This window comes from Pseudomonas sp. ChxA, assembly GCF_030263855.1.
Taxonomy (GTDB): Bacteria; Pseudomonadota; Gammaproteobacteria; order Pseudomonadales; family Pseudomonadaceae; genus Aquipseudomonas; species Aquipseudomonas fluorescens_CB.
In genome coordinates this window covers 5101025-5120648 of the sequence record NZ_JARPMK010000001.1, presented here as the reverse complement: position 1 = coordinate 5120648, position 19624 = coordinate 5101025, and the positions used below count along the sequence as shown (strand labels likewise).

Below are 19624 nucleotides of genomic sequence, written 5' to 3'. Positions count from 1 at the left end.
CAACCAAGCAAGTGCTTGGTTGGCTATCATCGGATCACAAAGGAGCGCGTCCCATGCCTGTCGCTTTTCGTTTGCCGTTGCAGGTCTTCTTCGAACGTGAAGCGCGACACCCGCGCAAACCCTTTCTGGTGCAACCCATCGGCGGCGGCGAGGTGCAGACGCTCACCTGGGGCGATGTCGGCCATCAGGCCCGTTGCGCCGCGCATTGGCTGCGCGCCCGGGCATTGCCCCAAGGCTCGCACATTGCCCTGATCTCGAAAAACTGCGCGCACTGGATCATTGCCGACCTGGCGATCTGGATGGCCGGGCATGTCTCGGTGCCGTTGTACCCCAACCTCACGGCGGACTCCGTCAACCATGTGCTCACGCATTCGGAGGCGGCGCTGGTGTTGATCGGCAAGCTGGATGACTGGCCCGCCATGGCGCCCGGCATCCCAACCGGGTTGCCGACCATCAGCTTGCCGTTGTGCCCGGCCGGCGACTTTGATTTCAGCTGGTCAGACCTGCAAGGCTGTTCGCCGATCCAGGACAACCCTCTGCCAGAGGCCGCGAACCTGGCCACCATTGTTTACACCTCCGGCACCACCGGCTTGCCCAAAGGCGTGATGCAAACCTTCGGCGCCTTGGGTTTTGCCGCCACGCGCGGCACGCAGATCTTTGGCTTGGGCGAGGACGACCGGCTGCTGTCCTACCTGCCGCTGTGCCATGTGGCAGAGCGCATGTTTGTCGAGCTGGCTGCAATTTATACCGGGCAAACCGTGTTTTTCGCCGAAAGCCTCGACACCTTTCTGACCGACCTGCGCCGGGCGCGCCCCACGGCCTTGTTCGGCGTACCGCGTATCTGGACCAAGTTCCAGATGGGCGTCTACGCCAAAGTGCCGGAAAAACGCCTCGATACCCTGTTGCGTCTGCCTTTTATCGGCAAGCGCGTCGGCCATAAAGTGTTGGCCGGGCTGGGCCTGGATGCCCTGCGCATCGCGCTGTCCGGCGCAGCGCCGGTGCCCGAGGCGCTGTTGCGCTGGTATCAACGCCTGGGCCTGGACGTGCTGGAGGTGTATGGCATGACCGAAAGCTGCGGCTATTCCCACGTGTCCCGCCCTGGCCAGCAAACGCTTGGCTGGATCGGCCTGCCATGCCCTGGCGTCGAAGTGCGCATCGACCCGGCGGGCGAAGTGCAGGTGCGCAGCGGCGCCACGATGCTCGGCTACTTCAAGGACCCGCAGAAAACTGCCGAAACCCTCACCGACGATGGCTTCCTGCGCACCGGCGACAAGGGCGAGCAGGACGCCGACGGCCGCCTGCGTCTGACCGGGCGGCTCAAGGAGATCTTCAAGACCAGCAAGGGCAAATACGTAGCCCCGGCGCCGATCGAAAACCGCCTGGCTGAACATGCACGCATCGAACAAGTCTGTGTGGTTGGCGATGGCCTGTTGGCGCCGATGGGCTTGTGCGTGCTGTCAGCCGGCAGCCAGGACCGGCAGGCGCTGCGCAGCAGCCTGGAGCGCTGGCTGGAACAGGTCAACGGCGCGTTGGACAAGCACGAGCGCTTACGCCAACTAGTAATAGTGAAAGACAGTTGGGCGGTAGAGAACGGCTTTCTGACGCCGACCTTGAAGATAAAACGCAACGTGATCGAGTCGACTTACGGTGCACAATTTTCGCCCTGGAGCGAACGCAGCGAAACGATTGTGTGGCAGGATTAGGGTCGTAATAAAACCAATAAGGACAACTTCATGAGCTTGTGGCGCACCCAACCGAATATCGAGCAACTCAACGCCATCCAGAAAAACACCATCGGTGAATTGCTGGATATCCGTTTCGAAAGCTTCGACGACGAGTCGTTGACCGCAAGCATGGTGGTCGACCATCGCACCCACCAGCCGTACGGCCTGCTGCACGGTGGCGCGTCGGTGGTGCTGGCCGAAAGCGTCGGCTCCATGGCGGCTTACCTGTGCATTGATGCCAGCAAGTTCTATTGCGTGGGCCTTGAGGTCAACGCCAACCACTTGCGTGGTGTGCGCAGCGGGCGAGTGACGGCGGTGGCACGGGCGATTCATATCGGCCGTACCACTCAGGTGTGGGACATTCGCTTGACCAGCGACGATGGCAAGGCCAGCTGCGTGTCGCGCCTGACCATGGCCGTGGTGCCGTTGGGCGAGAACCCGCCGGCACGATAGGCGTGGCGTGAGTGTCATCATTCCTGGCGGTTACAGTCATTGCTGTGCGGCTCAAGGCTGGTGACAATTCACTTCTGTTCCCGTAGATGGATCCTGTATGTCGCAGCACGTGTTTTTTGCCCATGCCAATGGCTTTCCTTCGGCCACCTACGGCAAGTTGTTTGCCGCCCTGGCCCCGGAATACGCGGTGGCGCATTTGCCGCAGCACGGTCACGACCCCAGGTTTCCAGTGGACGACAACTGGCAGAACCTGGTGGATGAGCTGATCCACCATTTGGAACAGCAACCGGAGCCGGTGTGGGGCGTGGGCCATTCCTTGGGCGGCGTGCTGCACTTGCATGCGGCCATGCGCTGCCCGCAGCTGTACCGTGGCGTGGTGATGCTTGATTCGCCGGTGTTGACCCGCGCTGACCGCTGGGTGATTCGCGCCGCCAAACGTTTTGGTTTTATCGACCGCCTGACTCCCGCCGGGCGTACCTTGGGTCGGCGTGAAGAATTCAGCGACCTGGCTGCCGCACGCAGCTACTTCGCCGGCAAGACGCTGTTTCGCGGCTTCGACCCGGAATGCTTTGACGCGTACCTGCAACACGGCCTGCAACAGGTGGGCGATCGCCTGCGCTTGCGCTTTGACCCGGCCACCGAGATCAGTATCTACCGAGGCGTGCCCCACACCAGCCCAGGCCAGGTTCGCCAACTGAAGGTGCCGCTGGCGGTGGTGCGCGGACGCCAGAGCCGGGTGGTGATGCGTCACCATGCCAGCGGTGTCGACCGCCTGCCGATGGGCGAAATGCTCACCATGCCCGGCGGCCACATGTTTCCCCTCGAACGCCCCCAGGACACCGCGACCTTGATCAAGAACCTGTTTTCCCGCTGGCAAGCCCGCGAGCGCAGCTGCGCATGAGCAACCCGGTCGAAGAAGTGCGCCTGAGCCTGCCGCATATCGAATTGGCCGCGCATCTGTTCGGGCCTGAAGACGGCCTGCCGGTGATCGCCCTGCATGGCTGGCTCGACAACGCCAACAGCTTTGCGCGGCTGGCACCCAAGCTTGCGGGTTTGCGCATCGTTGCGCTGGACATGGCCGGGCATGGGCACTCTGCCCATAGACCTGCCGGGGCCGGTTATGCCTTATGGGATTACGTGTCTGATGTGCTGCAAGTGGCTGAACAACTGGGCTGGAAACGTTTTGCATTACTTGGCCATTCCCTAGGCGCCATTGTTTCCCTGGTGTTCGCCGGAGCGCTGCCGGAACGCGTCACCCACCTGGGGTTGATCGACGGTGTGATTCCACCGACCGCCGCCGGCGAGAACGCCGCCGAGCGCCTCGGCATGGCGTTGCAGGCGCAATTGAGTCTGCAAGACAAGCGCAAACCGGTCTACAGCACCTTGGATCGGGCCGTTGAAGCGCGCATGAAAGGCGTGGTGGCGGTCAGCCGTGAGGCCGCTGAACTGCTGGCCCAGCGCGGTTTGATGCCCGTGCCGGGCGGCTATACTTGGCGCACCGACGCGCGTTTGACCCTGGCATCGCCGATGCGCCTGACCGATGAGCAGGCGATGGCTTTCGTGCGGCGTGTAGGTTGCCCTACACAATTGGTCGTCGCGGCTGACGGCATGCTGGCGAAACATTCCGAATTGCTTTCTCAGCTACCTTTTACCGTGAACACACTGCCGGGCGGCCATCATTTACACCTGAATGACGAGCCTGGAGCGATCCTTGTTGCAGACTGTTTCAATCGGTTCTTCTCCACGCCTTGACTTGGCGGGGTCAACTGCCGAGGCTGGGCGGATTGAAAGGGAGTCAACCATGAACGCTATGAATACCGCTGCGACCACTAATGGCCAGGGCTCAACCATCCGATGAGCCTGCGTAAAGGATGTCTCCGTGCCCTTGGGCTGTGCTGTTTGAGCCCCTTGGTGTTCGCCGCCGACCTGCCGGGCAGCCAGGATCTACCCGCCGTGGCCCGTCAGGTCGACGCGCAAATCGTCGATTACCGCCCCGCTGAAGAAAAAGAACGCATCTACCCGCTGGGCGCGATCCGCAAGATCAGCGGCCAGCTGCGCTACGAAGGCCAGGCCACGGCCCGCGGCCAAGCCACGGCCATCACCTATGAGCTGCCCGCCGAACACACGTCCAGCGCCGCATTTACGGCGACGCGCGAAGCGCTGCAGGCCAAGGGCGCGCAACTGTTGTTCTGGTGCCAGGCACGTGATTGCGGCGAAAGCAGCCTGTGGGCCAATGAAGTGTTCGGCAATGCGAAGCTGGTCGGCGCCGACGGCCAGCAGGAATACCTGCTGCTGCGCCTGGCCGCCCCGCAAGACAATTCGCTGGTGGCGCTATATGGCATTACGCGCGGCAACCGCCGTGCTTATCTGCATGTAGAACAACTGGACGCCAGTGCGCCTTTGGGCGACTTGCTGCCCACCTCGGCGACCTTGCTGCGCGAGCTGAAAAGCACCGGCGAGCTGGACTTCCCCACGCTCGGCAACGAACCTGACGCCACTTGGCTAACCTTGATTTCCCGTGGCTTGAACCTCGACGCCACCTTGCGCGTCAGCCTCACCGGGCCAACTGCCGAAGCCTGGCGCCAGGGCCTGATCGACAGCGGTGTGCGTGCCGCCCGCCTGGAAACCGGCAGCGGTGAGGCTAAGGGTTTGCACCTGCATCTGATACGCTGACCGTTATCAAGGCGAACGGACCCGCGCCGTTCGCCTAAGCTCTCTTCCTACAGCCTTATTCTCGAGATACCCGATGCTCAATAACGATCGCCTACTGGTGCAAATCCTGCTGCTGGTGTTGTTTGGTGCCAGCTTCTGGGTAATGGCGCCGTTCTGGTCGGCGCTGTTCTGGGGCGCGGTGCTGGCGTTTGCCAGTTGGCCGCTGATGCGTTTGCTCACGCGCTGGCTGGGTGGCCGCGAATCCCTGGCGGCGGGCATCCTCACGTTGGGCTGGATGTTGCTGGTGGCGGTGCCGCTGGTGTGGCTGGGGTTCAACCTGGCCGACCATGTGCGCGATGCGGTGGGCTTGATCAAGGATATCCAGGTGGACGGTTTGCCGGCCGCGCCGACTTGGCTGGGTTCGATCCCGTTTGTCGGCGAGCGCCTGGTGGCGACCTGGGACAGCATCGACCAACAGGGCGCGGCGTTGATGGTCAGCATCAAGCCGTATCTGGGGCAGGTGGGTAACTGGCTGCTGGCGCGCAGTGCGCAAATTGGCGGCGGTATTCTCGAACTGACCTTGAGCCTGGTGTTCGTGTTCTTCTTTTATCGGGATGGGCCGCGGCTGGCGGTGTTTGTGCATCGCCTGTTGGAACGCCTGATCGGCGAGCGCGCCGGTTACTACATCGAACTGGTGGCCGGCACCGTGCAGCGCGTGGTCAACGGTGTGATTGGTACGGCGGCGGCCCAGGCCCTGCTGGCGCTGATCGGCTTCCTGATTGCAGGTGTGCCGGGCGCGCTGGTGCTGGGTATCGTGACTTTCCTGCTCAGCCTGATCCCCATGGGGCCGCCGCTGGTGTGGATCCCCGCCACGGCTTGGCTGGCATGGAAGGGCGACTACACCTATGCGGTGTTCCTCGGTGTATGGGGTACGTTCATCATCAGTGGCGTGGACAACGTGCTCAAGCCGTACCTGATCAGCCGAGGCGGCAACTTGCCGCTGGTGATCGTGCTGTTGGGCGTGTTTGGCGGCTTGATTGCCTTCGGTTTTATCGGTCTGTTTATCGGCCCGACCTTGTTGGCGGTGGCCTACAGCTTGCTCACGGATTGGAGTGCGACCCAGGCGCAGGAGCGTCGCGAAGACAAAGCCCTTTAGGCCCTCGGCAACCACATCACGGCGGTCAGGCCGCCGCCTGGGGTTTCCTCCAGGCTGAGGTGACCGCCGAGGCGTTCCACGGCTTCCTTGGAAATCGTCATGCCCAGGCCAACGCCACCGGAGTTGCGGTTGCGCGAGCCCTCAAGGCGAAAGAACGGCTCGAACACCGCCTCGCGTTTATCGGCTGCGATCCCTGGCCCGTGGTCGATCACGCGGATCACCAGGGCGCCACGACTGTCCGCCAACTCAATACGCGCCGTGCCGGCATACCGCAGGGCGTTGTCGATCAAGTTGTTGAGGCATGAACGCAGCGCCATCGGTTGCACCTGCAACGGTACGCACGTGCCGGAGAACTGTACGTCCGAACCTTGGTCCTGGGCGTTTTCGCTGAGGGACTCGACCAGCGCCTGCACATCGAGCCAGTGCCGGGTCTCGCTGGTGCGTTGTTCGTGCAGGTAGCTCAGGGTGGCGTCGAGCATGCCGATCATGTCGTCCAGGTCCTGGCGCATTTGGCCTTGCAGCTTGGTGTCTTCGATCTGCTCCAGGCGCAGTTTGAGGCGTGACAGCGGCGTGCGCAGGTCATGGGAGACGGCGCCGAGCATGCGCGCGCGCTGGCTGACTTGTTCGCGGATGCGTTTTTGCATCAGGTTGAAGGTCGATGCCGCCTGGCGTGCTTCCCGTGGCCCGGATTCGTCGAGTGGTGGGCTGTCGAGGTCAAGGCTCAAGCGTTCGGCCGCTGCGCTCAGGCGCTGGATCGGCCGGCTCAGCAGTTTGGCGCCATACCAGGCGGCGATGATCAGCGAGATAAACTGGAAGGTCAGCGGCACCACGGGGCCGCCGTACCAGGGCCGGTGATGACGAGCCAAAGGCTTCATCGTGCCGTCTGGTTGCTCGACGAAGGTTTCCTGGGGCGGTGGTGGTGGCGGGCCGTAGTGGCGGAACCAGAAAATGGCCAGTACATGAGCGAGCACAATAGCCACCAGCAATACGCCGAACAGCCTGCCAAACAGCGTATTGAAGGTGGCGCGCATCAACCGATATCCCGGGCGTCGAACAGGTAGCCTTCGCCGCGTACGGTCTTGATCAGTTGCGGTGCTTTCGGGTCATCCCCAAGCTTCTGGCGCAGGCGCGATACGAGTAGATCGATGCTGCGGTCAAAGGCTTCGATGGAGCGGCCACGGGCAGCATCCAGCAATTGTTCGCGGCTCAACACACGGCGCGGGCGCTCGATAAACACCCACAGCAAGCGAAATTCCGCGTTGGACAGCGGCACCACCAGGCCATCGTCGGCCACCAGCTGGCGCAATACGCTGTTGAGTCGCCAGTTGTCGAAGCGGATGTTGGCGCGCTGCTCGGTGCGGTCATCGCGCACCCGGCGCAGGATGGTCTGGATACGCGCCACCAGCTCGCGCGGTTCGAACGGCTTGGACATATAGTCATCGGCGCCCAGTTCCAGGCCGATGATGCGGTCGGTGGGTTCGCAGCGTGCCGTGAGCATCAAAATCGGGATGTCCGATTCAGTGCGCAACCAACGGCACAGCGACAGGCCGTCTTCGCCCGGCAGCATCAGGTCTAGCACCACCACGTCAAAGGTTTCGGCTTGCATGGCGGTGCGCATTGCCGTGCCGTCGGTGACGCCGGTGGCAAGAATATTGAACCGGGCCAGGTAGTCGATCAGCAGTTCACGGATCGGCAGGTCGTCATCGACGATCAGCGCGCGGGTGTTCCACCGCTTGTCTTCGGCGATCACCGCGCCTTTTTGCTCTTCGTTTACAGAGACGGTAGGGGTATGCATAGTGCGATCATCTGCCTGGGTTGTTACGGTGAGCATAGGCGCCCAGCTCCAAGGCTGGAAGTGCTGGACGGGCGGTCATGTGCGCGAGGCTAGTCGCGGGGCGTGTTGAGGGCATGTCGGGAATGTATCAGTCTTGACACAATTGCTCGAAATCCTTGGTTATGCGCGCTTGATCAGCATTTTACCGATCATCGGATCCCGTAACGGCGCTGCTTGCGCTACAATCCGCGCCGATTTCGACTTGCCTGAGAGCCCATTCCAATGTCCGTCTGCCAGACTCCTATCATCGTCGCCCTGGATTACCCCACTCGTGACGCCGCACTGAAGCTGGCTGACCAGTTGGACCCCACGCTTTGCCGGGTCAAGGTCGGCAAGGAACTGTTTACCAGCTGCGCCGCCGAAATCGTCGGCACCCTGCGTGACAAAGGCTTCGAAGTGTTCCTCGACCTGAAATTCCACGATATCCCCAACACCACCGCGATGGCGGTTAAAGCCGCCGCCGAAATGGGCGTGTGGATGGTCAATGTGCATTGCTCCGGCGGCCTGCGCATGATGAACGCCTGCCGCGAAGTGCTCGAGCAGCGCAGCGGCCCGAAACCCTTGCTGATCGGTGTGACCGTGCTCACCAGCATGGAGCGCGAAGACCTGGCCGGCATCGGCCTGGACATCGAGCCGCAGGAGCAGGTATTGCGCCTCGCAGCCTTGGCGCAGAAGGCTGGCCTGGATGGCCTGGTGTGTTCGGCGCTGGAAGCCCAGGCGCTGAAGAACGCGCACCCGTCGCTGCAACTGGTGACCCCGGGGATTCGTCCGGCGGGCAGTGCCCAGGATGACCAGCGCCGTATCCTGACGCCGCGTCAGGCGCTGGATGCCGGCTCGGACTACCTGGTGATCGGTCGCCCGATCAGCCAGGCGGCAGACCCAGCGAAGGCACTGGCCGCAGTCGTCGCCGAAATCGCCTGATACCTGTGGGAGCTGGCTTGCCTGCGATGCGGGCAACTCGGTCTTTCAGCCATACCGAGTTGATGCTATCGCAGGCAAGCCAGCTCCTACATTGACAGTGCTCACACCAGGTTCTGCGGTGGGTCAGCTGACTTTAAGCACCAATTTCCCAAAGTTTTCGCCGTTGAACAACTTCATCAACGTCTCCGGGAACGTCTCCAGCCCCTCGACAATATCTTCCTTGCTCTTGAGCTTGCCCTGAGCCATCCAGCCGGCCATCTCCATGCCGGCGGCCGCGAAGTTCGCCGCGTGGTCCATCACCACAAACCCTTCCATGCGCGCACGATTGACCAGCAACGACAAATAGTTGGCCGGGCCTTTCACCGCTTCTTTATTGTTGTACTGGCTGATGGCGCCGCAGATCACCACCCGTGCCTTCAAGGCCAGGCGGCTGAGCACGGCGTCAAGAATATCGCCGCCAACGTTGTCGAAATACACGTCCACGCCTTTGGGGCATTCGCGCTTGAGCGCGGCGGGCACGTCTTCGCTTTTGTAGTCGATGGCTGCGTCAAAGCCCAGTTCATCAATGAGGAACTTGCACTTGTCTGCGCCTCCGGCAATGCCCACCACGCGGCAGCCCTTGAGCTTGGCAATCTGCCCGGCAATGCTGCCCACCGCGCCAGCGGCGCCGGAGATCACCACGGTATCGCCAGCCTTGGGCGCGCCGGTATCGAGCAGGGCGAAGTAGGCGGTCATGCCGGTCATGCCCAGCGCTGACAGGTAGCGTGGCAGCGGCGCCAGTTTCGGGTCGACCTTATAAAAGCCGCGCGGCTCGCCCAGGAAGTAGTCCTGCACCCCCAGTGCGCCGTTCACATAATCACCCACGGCAAATTTCGGGTTGTTCGAAGCAATCACCTTGCCCACGCCCAGCGCCCGCATGACTTCACCGATGCCGACCGGTGGTATGTAGGATTTGCCCTCGTTCATCCAGCCACGCATGGCCGGGTCCAGGGACAGGTATTCATTGCGCACCAGCACTTGCCCATCCGCTGGCGTGCCCACCGGCACTTCCTGGTAGGTGAAGGTCTCCCGCGTGGCCGCGCCGACCGGGCGTTTGGCGAGCAGGAATTGGCGGTTGGTCTGGGCAGTCATGGCAGGGACTCTGTTAGAAGTGAACCCTGAGTGATAGCCCTTCAGCGGCCTGGGGGCAAGGTTAAGGGTGGCTGCGAATGCCCGCCAATAGGTTGGGCTGATAGTTGGCCCTGGCGTCTTATCACTGCGATTCATGCAGCCACAACCGGCCATATGATAGTGCTGACGCGCCCGCCGTGCGCTTGGCTAGACTCGGCCCACGGCTATTTCTCGCATAGGACATCCTCCATGAGCATGACGTTTTCCGGCCAGGTGGCCCTGGTGACCGGCGCTGCCGCCGGTATTGGCCGCGCCACCGCGCTGGCATTTGCCGCAGAAGGCTTGAAAGTAGTGGTTGCCGACCTGGATGTGGCGGGCGGCGAGGGCACGGTTGCGTTGATTCAACAGGCGGGCGGCGAAGCGCTGTTCGTGCGTTGCAATGTCACGCTGGATGCCGACGTACAGCAATTGATGGCACAGACCATCGCCGCCTATGGGCGCCTGGACTATGCCTTCAACAATGCCGGCATCGAGATCGAGAAGGGCAAACTGGCCGACGGCAGTCTGGATGAGTTCGATGCAATCATGGGCGTTAACGTCAAGGGCGTATGGTTGTGCATGAAGTATCAACTGCCGCTGTTGCTGGCCCAGGGCGGTGGCGCGATCGTCAACACCGCCTCGGTAGCCGGGTTGGGCGCTGCGCCGAAGATGAGCATTTATGCGGCGTCCAAGCACGCCGTGATCGGCCTGACCAAATCGGCCGCCATTGAGTATGCGAAGAAGAAAATCCGTGTGAATGCGGTGTGCCCTGCGGTGATCGACACCGATATGTTCCGCCGTGCCTATGAAGCAGACCCGCGCAAAGCCGAGTTCGCCGCCGCCATGCACCCGGTTGGGCGCATCGGCAAGGTCGAGGAGATCGCCAGTGCCGTGCTGTACCTGTGCAGTGATGGGGCGGCGTTTACCACAGGGCAAGCCTTGGCAGTGGACGGTGGCGCAACGGCTATCTAGGACTCAACGCCACGCACTCTTGGAAAAGGATGGGGCCGCTGTGGGGCGTTTCCACGGCTGGCACAAGGCCTCGTCAGAATGTGTATCAGTAGGTAAATAAGTCAATAAAATCAATACTTTAATAAGTGTTTGCGCCCGGCTTCAGCGAACTTCTGTGCTTAACTGTTTGGGGTTGAATAACAGACAGTTGAAGTGAGTGGCTCATGGATTTAGGGATCGATCGACAAGCCCTTGTACCGGTGGTGCAGCAAATCGTCAGCGCCGTGGCGCAATGGATACGCGAGAGCGGCGCGAGCCCCGGCACGCGCTTGCCATCCATTCGGCAACTGGCCCTCGACAACCTGCTCAGCCAGTCCAGCGTGATCGAGGCTTTCGAGCGAATGGTGGCCCAGGGGTTGTTGGCGTCTAGGCAAGGCTCGGGATTTGTAGTCGCCCAGCCCCCTGTTTGCCATGAAAACCACTGGTATGAAGGTGCAGAACTGGAGTGGGGCACCTATGTCGATGGCCCGTTGGGCGAGTTGAAACTGGGTTGCGGCTGGCTGCCGGACGCGTGGCGTGAGAGCGATGATTTATGCTACGCAATACGTGAAATCAGCCGCACCGACACGCCCGGCCTCTTCAACTACAGCACGCCACTGGGCCTGCCAGTACTGCGCGAGCAACTGCTCAAGCGGCTGACCCAGATAAAAGTGGCCACCTGCCTGGATCGCATTCTCACCACCCATGGCGCTAGCCATGCACAGGACCTGCTGATACGCTCGTTGCTCAAGGCCGGCGATACGGTGATGGTCGAGACGCCGGGCTACGCCAACCTCTATCGACAGTTGGAGCGCCATGGCGTCACGTTGCTGGAGGTCCCGCGCATCGTGGGCGGCCCGGACATGCCGGTGCTTGAGCAACTGCTGCAACGGCACCGCCCCAAGTGCCTGTTCATCAACTGCCTCTACCACAACCCCACCGGCACCAGCCTGTGCCGTGCCGTGGCCGAGCGGTTGCTGGAGCTTTCGCGACGCGATGGCTTCCTGATCATTGAAGAGGACGTTTATGGCGACCTGCAGCACGCCAGTTGCACGCGACTGTCGGCATTGCCCCATGATGACCGGGTGATCTACATATCAAGCTTTTCCAAGACCCTGAGCAGTGCCTTGCGCGTGGGCTACGTCAGTGCCAGCACGGCCATCGTTGCGCAAATGGCCAGCCTCAAGACCCTGACCGGTATCGGCACCTCGCGGTTTGCCGAAGCAGTCGTCGCCACGCTGCTGGCCAATGGCAACTATCGTAAGTGGGTGCAACGCCTGCGCAAGCGTTTGAACCTGCAAATGGCGGCAACCTTGCAGGTACTGGAGGATGAGGAGTGGGAGGTATTTGCCGTGCCTGCTGGCGGTATGTTTGTGTGGGCGCGGCCGGGCCTGGGCGATCATTCACGGTTGCAGGCGTGCGCGAGTCGACTTGGCATCCTGCTGTCGGGCGGGGCGCTGTTTACTCCCCGGGGCGAACCCAGTGACTGGCTGCGCATCAATGTGGCCAATGCTGCTGATCAGCGGGCGTTGGCGTTGTTCCGCGCCATGGGGCCTGCCAGATCGACCTCGACCATTCTGAAAACGACGAGCATGTAGCTTTTTGCCATTATTGTGACGCCAACGTCTTGTGCCAATGGCGTGTCGTTGCGAATCTCGCTGCATGGCAACCAGGCTTGCTGGCATCTGCCCGTGCAAGAGGATTCAAGTGCAATGATTTCGGCCGTGCAACGACGTTTCGCCAACCTCGGTATGGCAAAAAAACTGGGCTTGGGCTTCTCCCTGGTGCTGCTGCTGACGGCGCTGGTGGCGGCCATTGGCGTGTGGTCGCTGCAAACCGTTGGCCTGCGTTTCGAGGGCCTCAATGCCATGTCCTCGCTCAACAGCGGCTTGCTCAAGGTGCGCTTGATCGAGCAAGACTACGCTTTGCATGCCGACCCCAAAGCCGTCGATGCTTTGCATGAAAGCGTCGATGCCCTGGCTGCCCTGGCGGCCACGCTCAAGGCCCAGTCTGCTGCCAATGTGCCGGTGATGGGCGACGTTGAACAGGCGTTGGCCGCGTATCGCAAGGCGTTCGATGAATTTGTCGAGTTGACCCAGACCAAGGACCTGGCGCTGGAGATGGCCAGTTGGTCGGTCTCCAGCGTGGCCAATAACCTCGATGTGCTGCAAGCCGGCCTGGCCGACGATGGCGCCTATGGCCTCAAGGAAAGCCAGGGCAAGGAGGGCGCCGAGTTTATCGAGCAGGCCGGGCAGGTCAGCCAGGTGTCGCGCTTGATGCTGCAAGCCATGAACGAGGCGCGGGTGCGCCTGGACCAGAGCCGCAAGGCGGATGCCGACAACGCCGAACAGGGCAAGATCGAACAGGCCGACCAGGCACTGGCGCAGGTTGAGCAGTTGAAAACCTCGGTCAAGGACGCGGGTTACCAGACCGTGCTCAATGAGGTGTCCGGGCATATTGCCGCCTTCAGCGAAAAACTCGGTGAGTACACTGGTTTGCTGGCTCAGGAAAAAATCGTCTACAAGCAATTGCATGAGCGCGCCGACCAAGTGGTCAGCCGGGTCAACCAGGCATATGCCGCCGAAGACCAGTCGATGCAGGCGCAATTAAGGAAAAGCACACTGTTGATCATCGGCTCCTCGGCGTTGGCGTTGTTGGTGGGGCTGATTGCCGCCTGGCTGATTACCCGCCTGATCGTGGCGCCGCTGCGCAGTGTGATCGCAGTGGCCCAGCAGATTGCGGCCGGAGACCTGAGTGGGCGGATGGAGGTCAGTCGGCGTGATGAAATCGGCCAGTTGATGCAAGCGATGCAACAGATGAGCACTGGCTTGAGCCAGATGGTCAGCGGCCTGCAGGCCGGCATCGAGCAATTGGCCAGCTCTGCGCAATCACTTTCCAGCGTCACCGAACAAACCAATGTAGAGGTCAGCAGCCAGAAGGAGGAGACCGAACAGGTCGCCACGGCGATGAACCAGATGACCGCCACCGTGCATGACGTAGCGCGCAACGCCGAAGAGGCCGCGCAAGCGGCGCAAACCGCCGATGCCAAGGTCGACAGCGGCCAACAGGTGGTACGTCAGAGCCTGCAGCGCATTGAATTGCTGGCGTCCTCCAGCACCAGTGCCAGCGCCAGCATCGACAGCCTCAGTGCCGAAATCCAGCACATCGGCACGGTGTTGGGGGTGATCAAAAGTGTCGCCGAGCAAACCAACCTGCTGGCCCTTAACGCAGCCATCGAGGCCGCCCGTGCCGGCGAGCAAGGCCGAGGTTTTGCGGTGGTGGCCGATGAGGTGAGGGCGCTGGCCAAGCGTACTCAGCAATCGACCGAGGAGATCGAGCGGTTGGTGAGTACGTTGCGCAGTGCGGCGCAGTCATCGGTGCAGCAGATTCAGCAAAGCGGCGAGCTGGTGAAACTGGCCGTCAGCGATGCGTTGGAAACCGAGAGCGCGTTGGGCAGCATCGCCGCAGCTGTGTCCCTGATCCAACAGATGAACCAGCAGATTGCCGCCGCCGCCGAGGAGCAAAGTTCGGTGGCCGAAGAGATCAATCGCAGTGTCACCAGTATCCGCGCGAGTGCCGACCAATCGGCGCTGAGCATGCAAGGCAACGCCGCGTCGAGTATTCAGTTGGCGCAGTTGGGGGCTGAACTCAAGGGCATGGTGGGGCACTTCCGCCTTTGATCAGTGAGCAAAGGCGGAACCGCGCGATCAGGCGTTGTTGGCGAGAAAGGTCAGCAGGGCTTCGTTGACGAAGTCCGGGTTTTCGCGGCTGGAGATGTGCCCGGCGTCTGGAATCAGGGTCAGGCTGCAACCGATCAACTCAGCCATTTCCTTGGACTCGGCGGGTGGGCGTGGCTTGTCCTGCTCACCGCACATGATCAGGGTGGTGTCGGTGTCCAGGCGGTGCAGTTGGTCGAGGATATCGGCGCGGCTGAATATCTGACGGCCCAATGGCACGATGCTGTCCAGCAAACGCTCTTTGGAGAAGGTTTGCAGCGACTGGCGGAAATCCTGGTACAGCGCCGACTCGCGGTCGATGCCTGGCCGGAAGAAGATCGGTGCGATCACATCCAGCAACGGCTCAGGGATGGCACCGGCGTCTTCGATCATCTTGAACAGCGAGAAATAATACTGACGCGTGGCCTCGGGCTCGGCGCCGAGGTAGGTGTCCATCAGCACCAGGCTGTTGATGCGCTGCGGCGCCAGCAATGCCAGACGTGCGCCCCACATGCCGCCGACCGACAGGCCCACCAGGTTGATTTGTGCAATGTCCAGATGGTCCAGCAGGGCCAGGGTCTGACGCGCCAGGTCGTCCAGGGACTGGGTTTGGGCCGGTAGCGCGCCGGATTCACCATGGCCCCAAAGTTCGGGGACGATCACGCGGTACTGTTGCGACAGCGCTTCGATTTGCGGCGCCCACATGTGGCGGTCCCACAGGTAGCTTGAGCCCAGCAGAACGACCGGGCCGGTGCCCTGGTCGACGTAGTGCAGCGGTTGTCCATCAATGACGGCGACAGGCATAGCAGGCCTCTGACTTCACGGAGTTAGGGGCACTTTTTTACGCTAGTCGGGGGCGGGGGGATAGGTGCAAAGTGATGGCACTTTGTTGTGGCGTGGTGGGTTGGGGTTAGGTTGGGGTTAGGTTGGGGTTGGGTGAATATCCGTTATTTAGGTAACGGCGACCTATGGTTCCGCTCTTACAGCGGGTCACTTTTGTAAAGACACAAAAGTAACCAAAAAGTCTTCGCCCCAACACTCGGTGCCTCGCTTAGGCTCGGCATGCCCGCAATCCGCCAGTGATTTGGGGGGCCGCCGCGATGGGCCATCCTTGGCCCAGCGCGGCTAAACCGGCATCCCTGCCGGTTTACCCCCCAAATCACTGTCAGATTGCGGCCATCGTGTTTGACGGGGCGATTTCAGATCAAGATCACGATCAAAAGCGCAGATCAAAAGACCGCTGACTTCGTCATCGAAAAGGATGTAAGGGCCGGAGCAACAGCAACAGCAAAGCCATACTCGGTCAACTGTGGGAGCTGGCTTGCCTGCGATGGCATCAACTCGGTGTGGCTGATGTACCGAGGTGTCTGCATCGCAGGCAAGCCCGCTCCCACATTTAGACCGCGTTGTATCAGGTAGACAGGCTTTTGCTTTGCACTTGACCTGGCTTTTGCCTCAACCACTCAGGTCGGCTTTCAGGCCGCCGTGCTGTAGATCTTGATCTTGATTTTGATCTGAGACGCCCCGTTAACCACGCTGGCCGAACGCAGGCTTGAATCCGTGGGTAACCCGGCAGGACGCCGGGTTAGCCGCGCTGGGCCAAGGATGGCCCATCGCGGCGGCCCACGGATTCAAGCCTTCGTTCTGGCACACCGAGCCTAAGCGAGGTGCCGAGTGGTGGGGCGAGGACCTTTTGGTTACTTTTGACTGGGCCGGCATTCCGGTCCTTGCAAAAGTGACCCGCTGTAAGAGCGGAACCCTAGGCGGCCGTTACCGCAGCAACGGATATACACACCACCAACCCATCCACCGCGCGCGCCCCCCAAACGATCAATCGTAAATAGCTTTCTTCTTCCACTCCGCATCCGCATCCACAACTTTAAGCCCTTCAGTCAACTCATTGACCTCATCCTCAGCCGGCTTGCTGTTAGTCAGTACCGTCGAATTAGCACGGGCCAATTGATTCTCCAGCAATTGCAACTGCGCACTATAGAGCACCGGCTCCGGCTGTTTACGCAGATACTGCACGCCGCGCTCGAACGCCAAGCGTGCCTGACCAGGTTGATTCTGTTGCAGCGCATGCTGGCCAAGGTTATTGAAAAACTCAATGTGCAGCAGCACCAGGATATGGCGAATTTCCTTGATCCAGTGCTTAGCCTCGTTGGTCGGCAAAAAACCGTCCTGCGCCGCGCGAGTTACTTGACCATGCAGGGCTTCAAGGAGGAAACGCACATCCTTGGCCTTGGCTTCAGTCTGGATCGGCGCCGGTGGATTGGTCACCGGAATCGATTCGCCCTGGGCGATCAGCGCATTCAACTCACTGATACGCGCCTTGAGTGCTGCGCTGGACTTATTGAGGTGCAGCAGACGCTGGTTGACGTTGAGCTCAAGGCGGGTGAGCAGCAGCTTGAGCGCCGGGGTCATCAATTGGCCAGGAAAGGTCTCGGTGATTTCTCCGCACCGACGCAGCCGATCATTGAGCTCGATCTCGGTACGTTTCTTTTCCAGCTTATTGTTTTCCACCACGTGGTTCATGTAGCCAATGGCGATCAGTATTACGATCCCGGCTATTACCAGCAGGGTGATCATGAGTGGTGTCACCGGTGTGACCTCTTTTATAGGGTTTGCTGTGGAGTGTAGTGACTGGACCATCCGGCGGATAGGACTGTTCGACCAGTTGCCCAGGTAGTTTCTTCTATATAGGTAAGCATTGCCGGGCGGGCTCCCTGCATGGATGCACATTGCCATCATTTGCTTGGGCGAACTATAGCGCCTTGTCGGGCGCCAGAATATAGGCGTCAAAGCTCGGACGGGCAGAATGCCCGCCAAGGCCTGGAAAGCAGGGCGAAGTCATTGATTTAAATAAATTTATCCTTGGGGGTTGACGACCTTTCAATCCATCCATAGAATGCGCGCCACTTACAGCGTAAAGCACACAGCGAAACGCGGTAGGGAGTGAATGTTGTACGTGTGTCCCCTTCGTCTAGTGGCCTAGGACACCGCCCTTTCACGGCGGTAACAGGGGTTCGAGTCCCCTAGGGGACGCCATATGCGGGAATAGCTCAGTTGGTAGAGCACGACCTTGCCAAGGTCGGGGTCGCGAGTTCGAGTCTCGTTTCCCGCTCCAATTTACAAGCAATGTGGCCTTCGGGCGGCATTGAGTGAAACCAGGGCATAATCTTCGGATTTAACCTCTGGGCACTGAAATACACACCATGTGTTTCAGTTGTGTGTCCCCTTCGTCTAGTGGCCTAGGACACCGCCCTTTCACGGCGGTAACAGGGGTTCGAGTCCCCTAGGGGACGCCATTTTGCGGGAATAGCTCAGTTGGTAGAGCACGACCTTGCCAAGGTCGGGGTCGCGAGTTCGAGTCTCGTTTCCCGCTCCATATTCAACAAAAACGCCGATCAGCAATGATCGGCGTTTTTGTTTGCGCTGATTTTAATCAGCCGGGTCAGGAACATACCCAGGCCCACCGTAACCGCCGACATGACGGCCAGCAGCCCAGCCACACCGTTTTGCCAATCGTCAAGCGGTCTGCGTTGAGCGTTTTATTCACGATGATTCCTTTGCGTGGGGCGCTTGGTGACAGTGCTAGGCATGTGCTGTGTGGGGAATGGGCTCGGCGATGGACAGCAACAGCACGAAGCTGGTGAAGGAGCCAACGGCGAGGAAAATGAACACATAATTCCAACCCAGGCTGTCGAGCAGCAGGCCGGTCAAGAACGGGGTTGCCGCAGCGCCCAGCTGCCCGACCATGTTCACAATGGCATTGGCGATGGGAAAACTGGCCTTCGACGCCAGCCCCATGGGGTAGGACATATAAGATGAAAAGCCCAGGCTCAGCACCACGCCGGTCAGCATCAGCAGCAACCCATACGCGATCGGCTCTGCGGGCGAGTTGATCAGCAGGTACATCATCAGCGAAGTGCCCAGGGCCGATAGCAGCATGCCGGGTTTACGCCGCCCCCCCAGAAAGCGATCGGAACAGTAGCCGCCCAGCAGGTTGCCCAGCACCGCGCCGACCCAGGGCGCCGCAGATACCAGGCCCATGTTCATGATCGAGAAGTGCTTGACCGTGATCAGGTAAGTGGGAATCCACGTCAGCAGCACGCTGGACACGCCCAACTGGAAGCAGTAACTGGTCGCACAGCCCCAGATATTCCACGATTTGAACACCTGGCGGCTCGAGGTGAGCGCGGGTTCAGCACGGCGTTTGATCAGCACATCGAGCCTGTTCAGCCAGCTCGCCACAGGTTTGGTGGCCACCGCCACAGCGGGTTGCGCCGGGTCGGGCTGATCCAGTATGTAATCGAGTTCGGCCTTATTGACGAAACGACTCTTCGACGGGTGGTCGGCGACCAGCACGTACCAGGCGATCGACAGCAGAATGCCGGGAATGGCGAAGAAGATGAAAATCTCGCGCCAGCCCCAGACCGAAATGATGATTGCGCACAGGGGCGGGACGATGACCGGGCCAAACTTCACCGCGGACAGGAAGATCCCCGAGGCAATGCCCTTCTCTTTGGCAGGGAACCAGTTGTTGATGGTAGCCGTCATGCTGATCGGCAGTGGGCCTTCTGCCAGCCCCAGGCCAAACCGATAGATCTTCAGCATCAGCAGTGAGCCTGCGGTGCCCACCAGCCCGGTCAGCACCGAGGTCAGGATCATGGCCGAAGGCAGGATTTTGCTCACACCGATGCGGGCGAAGGCAAAGCCCGCAGGAATTTGCGCCAAGGCATAAGCGAGCAGGAACAGGCTCATCAGGCCGCCTGCCTCGGCGTTGCTCATGTCGAACTCTTTGCGAATAAACGGCATCGCCACACCGAGGTTGGCGCGGTCGGCCGCTGCAATGGTGTAGATGACGAAAATCAATCCGGCGACCGCCCAGCGATAGCGGCTGCGCGCGACAGGCTGGGCAGGCTTTGAGTTAGCCATGGTGCGACCTTCTTATTGTTGTGGGTATTTGGGCTTAATTTAGAGCGGACGCACAGTCAAAAAAAAGCGACAAAAACTCACCCGCTTCCAT

Annotated in this window: 16 protein-coding genes, 4 tRNA genes and 1 pseudogene; 15 read left to right on the top strand and 6 right to left on the bottom strand. The window is 60.8% G+C overall.

Going from position 1 to position 19624, the window contains the following annotated elements; all coding sequences use genetic code 11:
- The first annotated feature begins 53 nt into the window (after positions 1-53).
- The 6 genes from P5706_RS22885 to P5706_RS22860 all read left to right on the top strand — a co-directional run bounded on the left by P5706_RS22885 (position 54) and on the right by P5706_RS22860 (position 5985).
- Positions 54-1703: an AMP-binding protein gene (locus tag P5706_RS22885; protein WP_285681970.1), complete on the top strand. Its 1650-nt coding sequence runs from the start codon at positions 54-56 to the stop codon at positions 1701-1703.
- Between the two features lie 30 nt (positions 1704-1733).
- Positions 1734-2177, top strand: coding sequence for a hotdog fold thioesterase (locus P5706_RS22880; RefSeq protein ID WP_169985755.1), 444 nt, complete (start codon positions 1734-1736; stop codon positions 2175-2177).
- Between the two features lie 97 nt (positions 2178-2274).
- Complete coding sequence (locus tag P5706_RS22875) at positions 2275-3078, top strand: alpha/beta fold hydrolase (RefSeq protein WP_065929511.1); 804 nt, start codon at positions 2275-2277, stop codon at positions 3076-3078.
- Positions 3075-3929 carry an alpha/beta hydrolase gene (locus P5706_RS22870; protein WP_200434255.1) on the top strand — a complete coding sequence of 285 codons (855 nt, stop codon included), beginning with the start codon at positions 3075-3077 and terminating at the stop codon, positions 3927-3929. Before P5706_RS22875 ends, P5706_RS22870 begins: the two co-directional genes overlap by 4 nt.
- 102 nt (positions 3930-4031) lie before the next feature.
- Complete coding sequence (locus P5706_RS22865) at positions 4032-4850, top strand: DUF4892 domain-containing protein (RefSeq protein ID WP_200434254.1); 819 nt, start codon at positions 4032-4034, stop codon at positions 4848-4850.
- A gap of 73 nt (positions 4851-4923) precedes the next feature.
- Complete coding sequence (locus P5706_RS22860; RefSeq protein WP_138816015.1) at positions 4924-5985, top strand: AI-2E family transporter; 1062 nt, start codon at positions 4924-4926, stop codon at positions 5983-5985.
- Here the strand turns inward: P5706_RS22860 and P5706_RS22855 are convergent.
- Positions 5982-7016, bottom strand: coding sequence for a sensor histidine kinase (locus tag P5706_RS22855; RefSeq protein ID WP_138449182.1), 1035 nt, complete (start codon positions 7014-7016; stop codon positions 5982-5984). The genes P5706_RS22860 and P5706_RS22855 overlap by 4 nt on opposite strands.
- Complete coding sequence (locus tag P5706_RS22850; RefSeq protein ID WP_056859738.1) at positions 7016-7780, bottom strand: response regulator; 765 nt, start codon at positions 7778-7780, stop codon at positions 7016-7018. Before P5706_RS22850 ends, P5706_RS22855 begins: the two co-directional genes overlap by 1 nt.
- A 261-nt stretch (positions 7781-8041) precedes the next feature.
- Between P5706_RS22850 and pyrF the strand changes: the two genes are divergently transcribed.
- Positions 8042-8740 carry an orotidine-5'-phosphate decarboxylase gene (gene pyrF, locus P5706_RS22845; RefSeq protein WP_200434253.1) on the top strand — a complete coding sequence of 233 codons (699 nt, stop codon included), beginning with the start codon at positions 8042-8044 and terminating at the stop codon, positions 8738-8740.
- A gap of 123 nt (positions 8741-8863) precedes the next feature.
- On the opposite strand, the gene P5706_RS22840 is transcribed toward pyrF, so the two are convergent.
- Complete coding sequence (locus tag P5706_RS22840) at positions 8864-9871, bottom strand: NADP-dependent oxidoreductase (RefSeq protein WP_285681960.1); 1008 nt, start codon at positions 9869-9871, stop codon at positions 8864-8866.
- A gap of 228 nt (positions 9872-10099) precedes the next feature.
- Here P5706_RS22840 and P5706_RS22835 point away from each other — a divergent pair, with 228 nt between their 5' ends.
- The 4 genes and pseudogenes from P5706_RS22835 (at position 10100) to P5706_RS37245 (ending at position 14559) form a co-directional block, all read left to right on the top strand.
- Positions 10100-10861 carry an SDR family oxidoreductase gene (locus tag P5706_RS22835; protein WP_200434251.1) on the top strand — a complete coding sequence of 254 codons (762 nt, stop codon included), beginning with the start codon at positions 10100-10102 and terminating at the stop codon, positions 10859-10861.
- A 203-nt stretch (positions 10862-11064) separates the two neighbouring features.
- Positions 11065-12477 carry an aminotransferase-like domain-containing protein gene (locus P5706_RS22830; RefSeq protein ID WP_285681957.1) on the top strand — a complete coding sequence of 471 codons (1413 nt, stop codon included), beginning with the start codon at positions 11065-11067 and terminating at the stop codon, positions 12475-12477.
- A 114-nt stretch (positions 12478-12591) separates the two neighbouring features.
- Positions 12592-13701 (top strand): annotated as a pseudogene (locus P5706_RS37250) (HAMP domain-containing protein); the annotation flags it as partial.
- Positions 13678-14559: a methyl-accepting chemotaxis protein gene (locus tag P5706_RS37245; protein ID WP_425540636.1), complete on the top strand. Its 882-nt coding sequence runs from the start codon at positions 13678-13680 to the stop codon at positions 14557-14559. The pseudogene P5706_RS37250 and the gene P5706_RS37245, both read left to right, overlap by 24 nt.
- Positions 14560-14586: 27 nt before the next feature.
- Here the strand turns inward: P5706_RS37245 and P5706_RS22820 are convergent, their stop codons facing one another.
- Positions 14587-15399 carry an alpha/beta fold hydrolase gene (locus tag P5706_RS22820; RefSeq protein ID WP_200434248.1) on the bottom strand — a complete coding sequence of 271 codons (813 nt, stop codon included), beginning with the start codon at positions 15397-15399 and terminating at the stop codon, positions 14587-14589.
- 1026 nt (positions 15400-16425) lie between these two features.
- Entirely contained in the window at positions 16426-17196 is a 771-nt protein-coding gene (locus tag P5706_RS22815; protein WP_200434852.1) for a hypothetical protein, read from the bottom strand.
- Between the two features lie 371 nt (positions 17197-17567).
- Here P5706_RS22815 and P5706_RS22810 point away from each other — a divergent pair.
- The 4 genes from P5706_RS22810 to P5706_RS22795 all read left to right on the top strand — a co-directional run bounded on the left by P5706_RS22810 (position 17568) and on the right by P5706_RS22795 (position 17983).
- Positions 17568-17643, top strand: a tRNA-Glu gene (locus tag P5706_RS22810).
- 3 nt (positions 17644-17646) lie between these two features.
- Positions 17647-17722: transfer RNA gene (locus tag P5706_RS22805), tRNA-Gly, on the top strand.
- A gap of 105 nt (positions 17723-17827) precedes the next feature.
- A tRNA-Glu gene (locus tag P5706_RS22800) sits at positions 17828-17903 on the top strand.
- A 4-nt stretch (positions 17904-17907) separates the two neighbouring features.
- Positions 17908-17983, top strand: a tRNA-Gly gene (locus P5706_RS22795).
- 206 nt (positions 17984-18189) lie between these two features.
- Here P5706_RS22795 and P5706_RS22790 read toward each other — a convergent pair.
- Positions 18190-19533: an MFS transporter gene (locus P5706_RS22790; protein WP_285681953.1), complete on the bottom strand. Its 1344-nt coding sequence runs from the start codon at positions 19531-19533 to the stop codon at positions 18190-18192.
- Between the last annotated feature and the right edge of the window lie 91 nt (positions 19534-19624).

Coding starts and splice junctions, on each gene's coding strand:
- P5706_RS22860 (WP_138816015.1), top strand. CDS start 4,924: ATGCTCAATAACGATCGCCTACTGGTGCAAATCCTGCTGCTGGTGTTG.
- P5706_RS22855 (WP_138449182.1), bottom strand. CDS start 7,016: ATGCGCGCCACCTTCAATACGCTGTTTGGCAGGCTGTTCGGCGTATTG.
- P5706_RS22790 (WP_285681953.1), bottom strand. CDS start 19,533: ATGGCTAACTCAAAGCCTGCCCAGCCTGTCGCGCGCAGCCGCTATCGC.
- P5706_RS22840 (WP_285681960.1), bottom strand. CDS start 9,871: ATGACTGCCCAGACCAACCGCCAATTCCTGCTCGCCAAACGCCCGGTC.
- P5706_RS22880 (WP_169985755.1), top strand. CDS start 1,734: ATGAGCTTGTGGCGCACCCAACCGAATATCGAGCAACTCAACGCCATC.
- P5706_RS22875 (WP_065929511.1), top strand. CDS start 2,275: ATGTCGCAGCACGTGTTTTTTGCCCATGCCAATGGCTTTCCTTCGGCC.
- P5706_RS22865 (WP_200434254.1), top strand. CDS start 4,032: ATGAGCCTGCGTAAAGGATGTCTCCGTGCCCTTGGGCTGTGCTGTTTG.
- pyrF (WP_200434253.1), top strand. CDS start 8,042: ATGTCCGTCTGCCAGACTCCTATCATCGTCGCCCTGGATTACCCCACT.
- P5706_RS22850 (WP_056859738.1), bottom strand. CDS start 7,780: ATGCATACCCCTACCGTCTCTGTAAACGAAGAGCAAAAAGGCGCGGTG.
- P5706_RS22830 (WP_285681957.1), top strand. CDS start 11,065: ATGGATTTAGGGATCGATCGACAAGCCCTTGTACCGGTGGTGCAGCAA.
- P5706_RS22820 (WP_200434248.1), bottom strand. CDS start 15,399: ATGCCTGTCGCCGTCATTGATGGACAACCGCTGCACTACGTCGACCAG.
- P5706_RS22870 (WP_200434255.1), top strand. CDS start 3,075: ATGAGCAACCCGGTCGAAGAAGTGCGCCTGAGCCTGCCGCATATCGAA.
- P5706_RS37245 (WP_425540636.1), top strand. CDS start 13,678: ATGCAAGCGATGCAACAGATGAGCACTGGCTTGAGCCAGATGGTCAGC.
- P5706_RS22885 (WP_285681970.1), top strand. CDS start 54: ATGCCTGTCGCTTTTCGTTTGCCGTTGCAGGTCTTCTTCGAACGTGAA.
- P5706_RS22835 (WP_200434251.1), top strand. CDS start 10,100: ATGAGCATGACGTTTTCCGGCCAGGTGGCCCTGGTGACCGGCGCTGCC.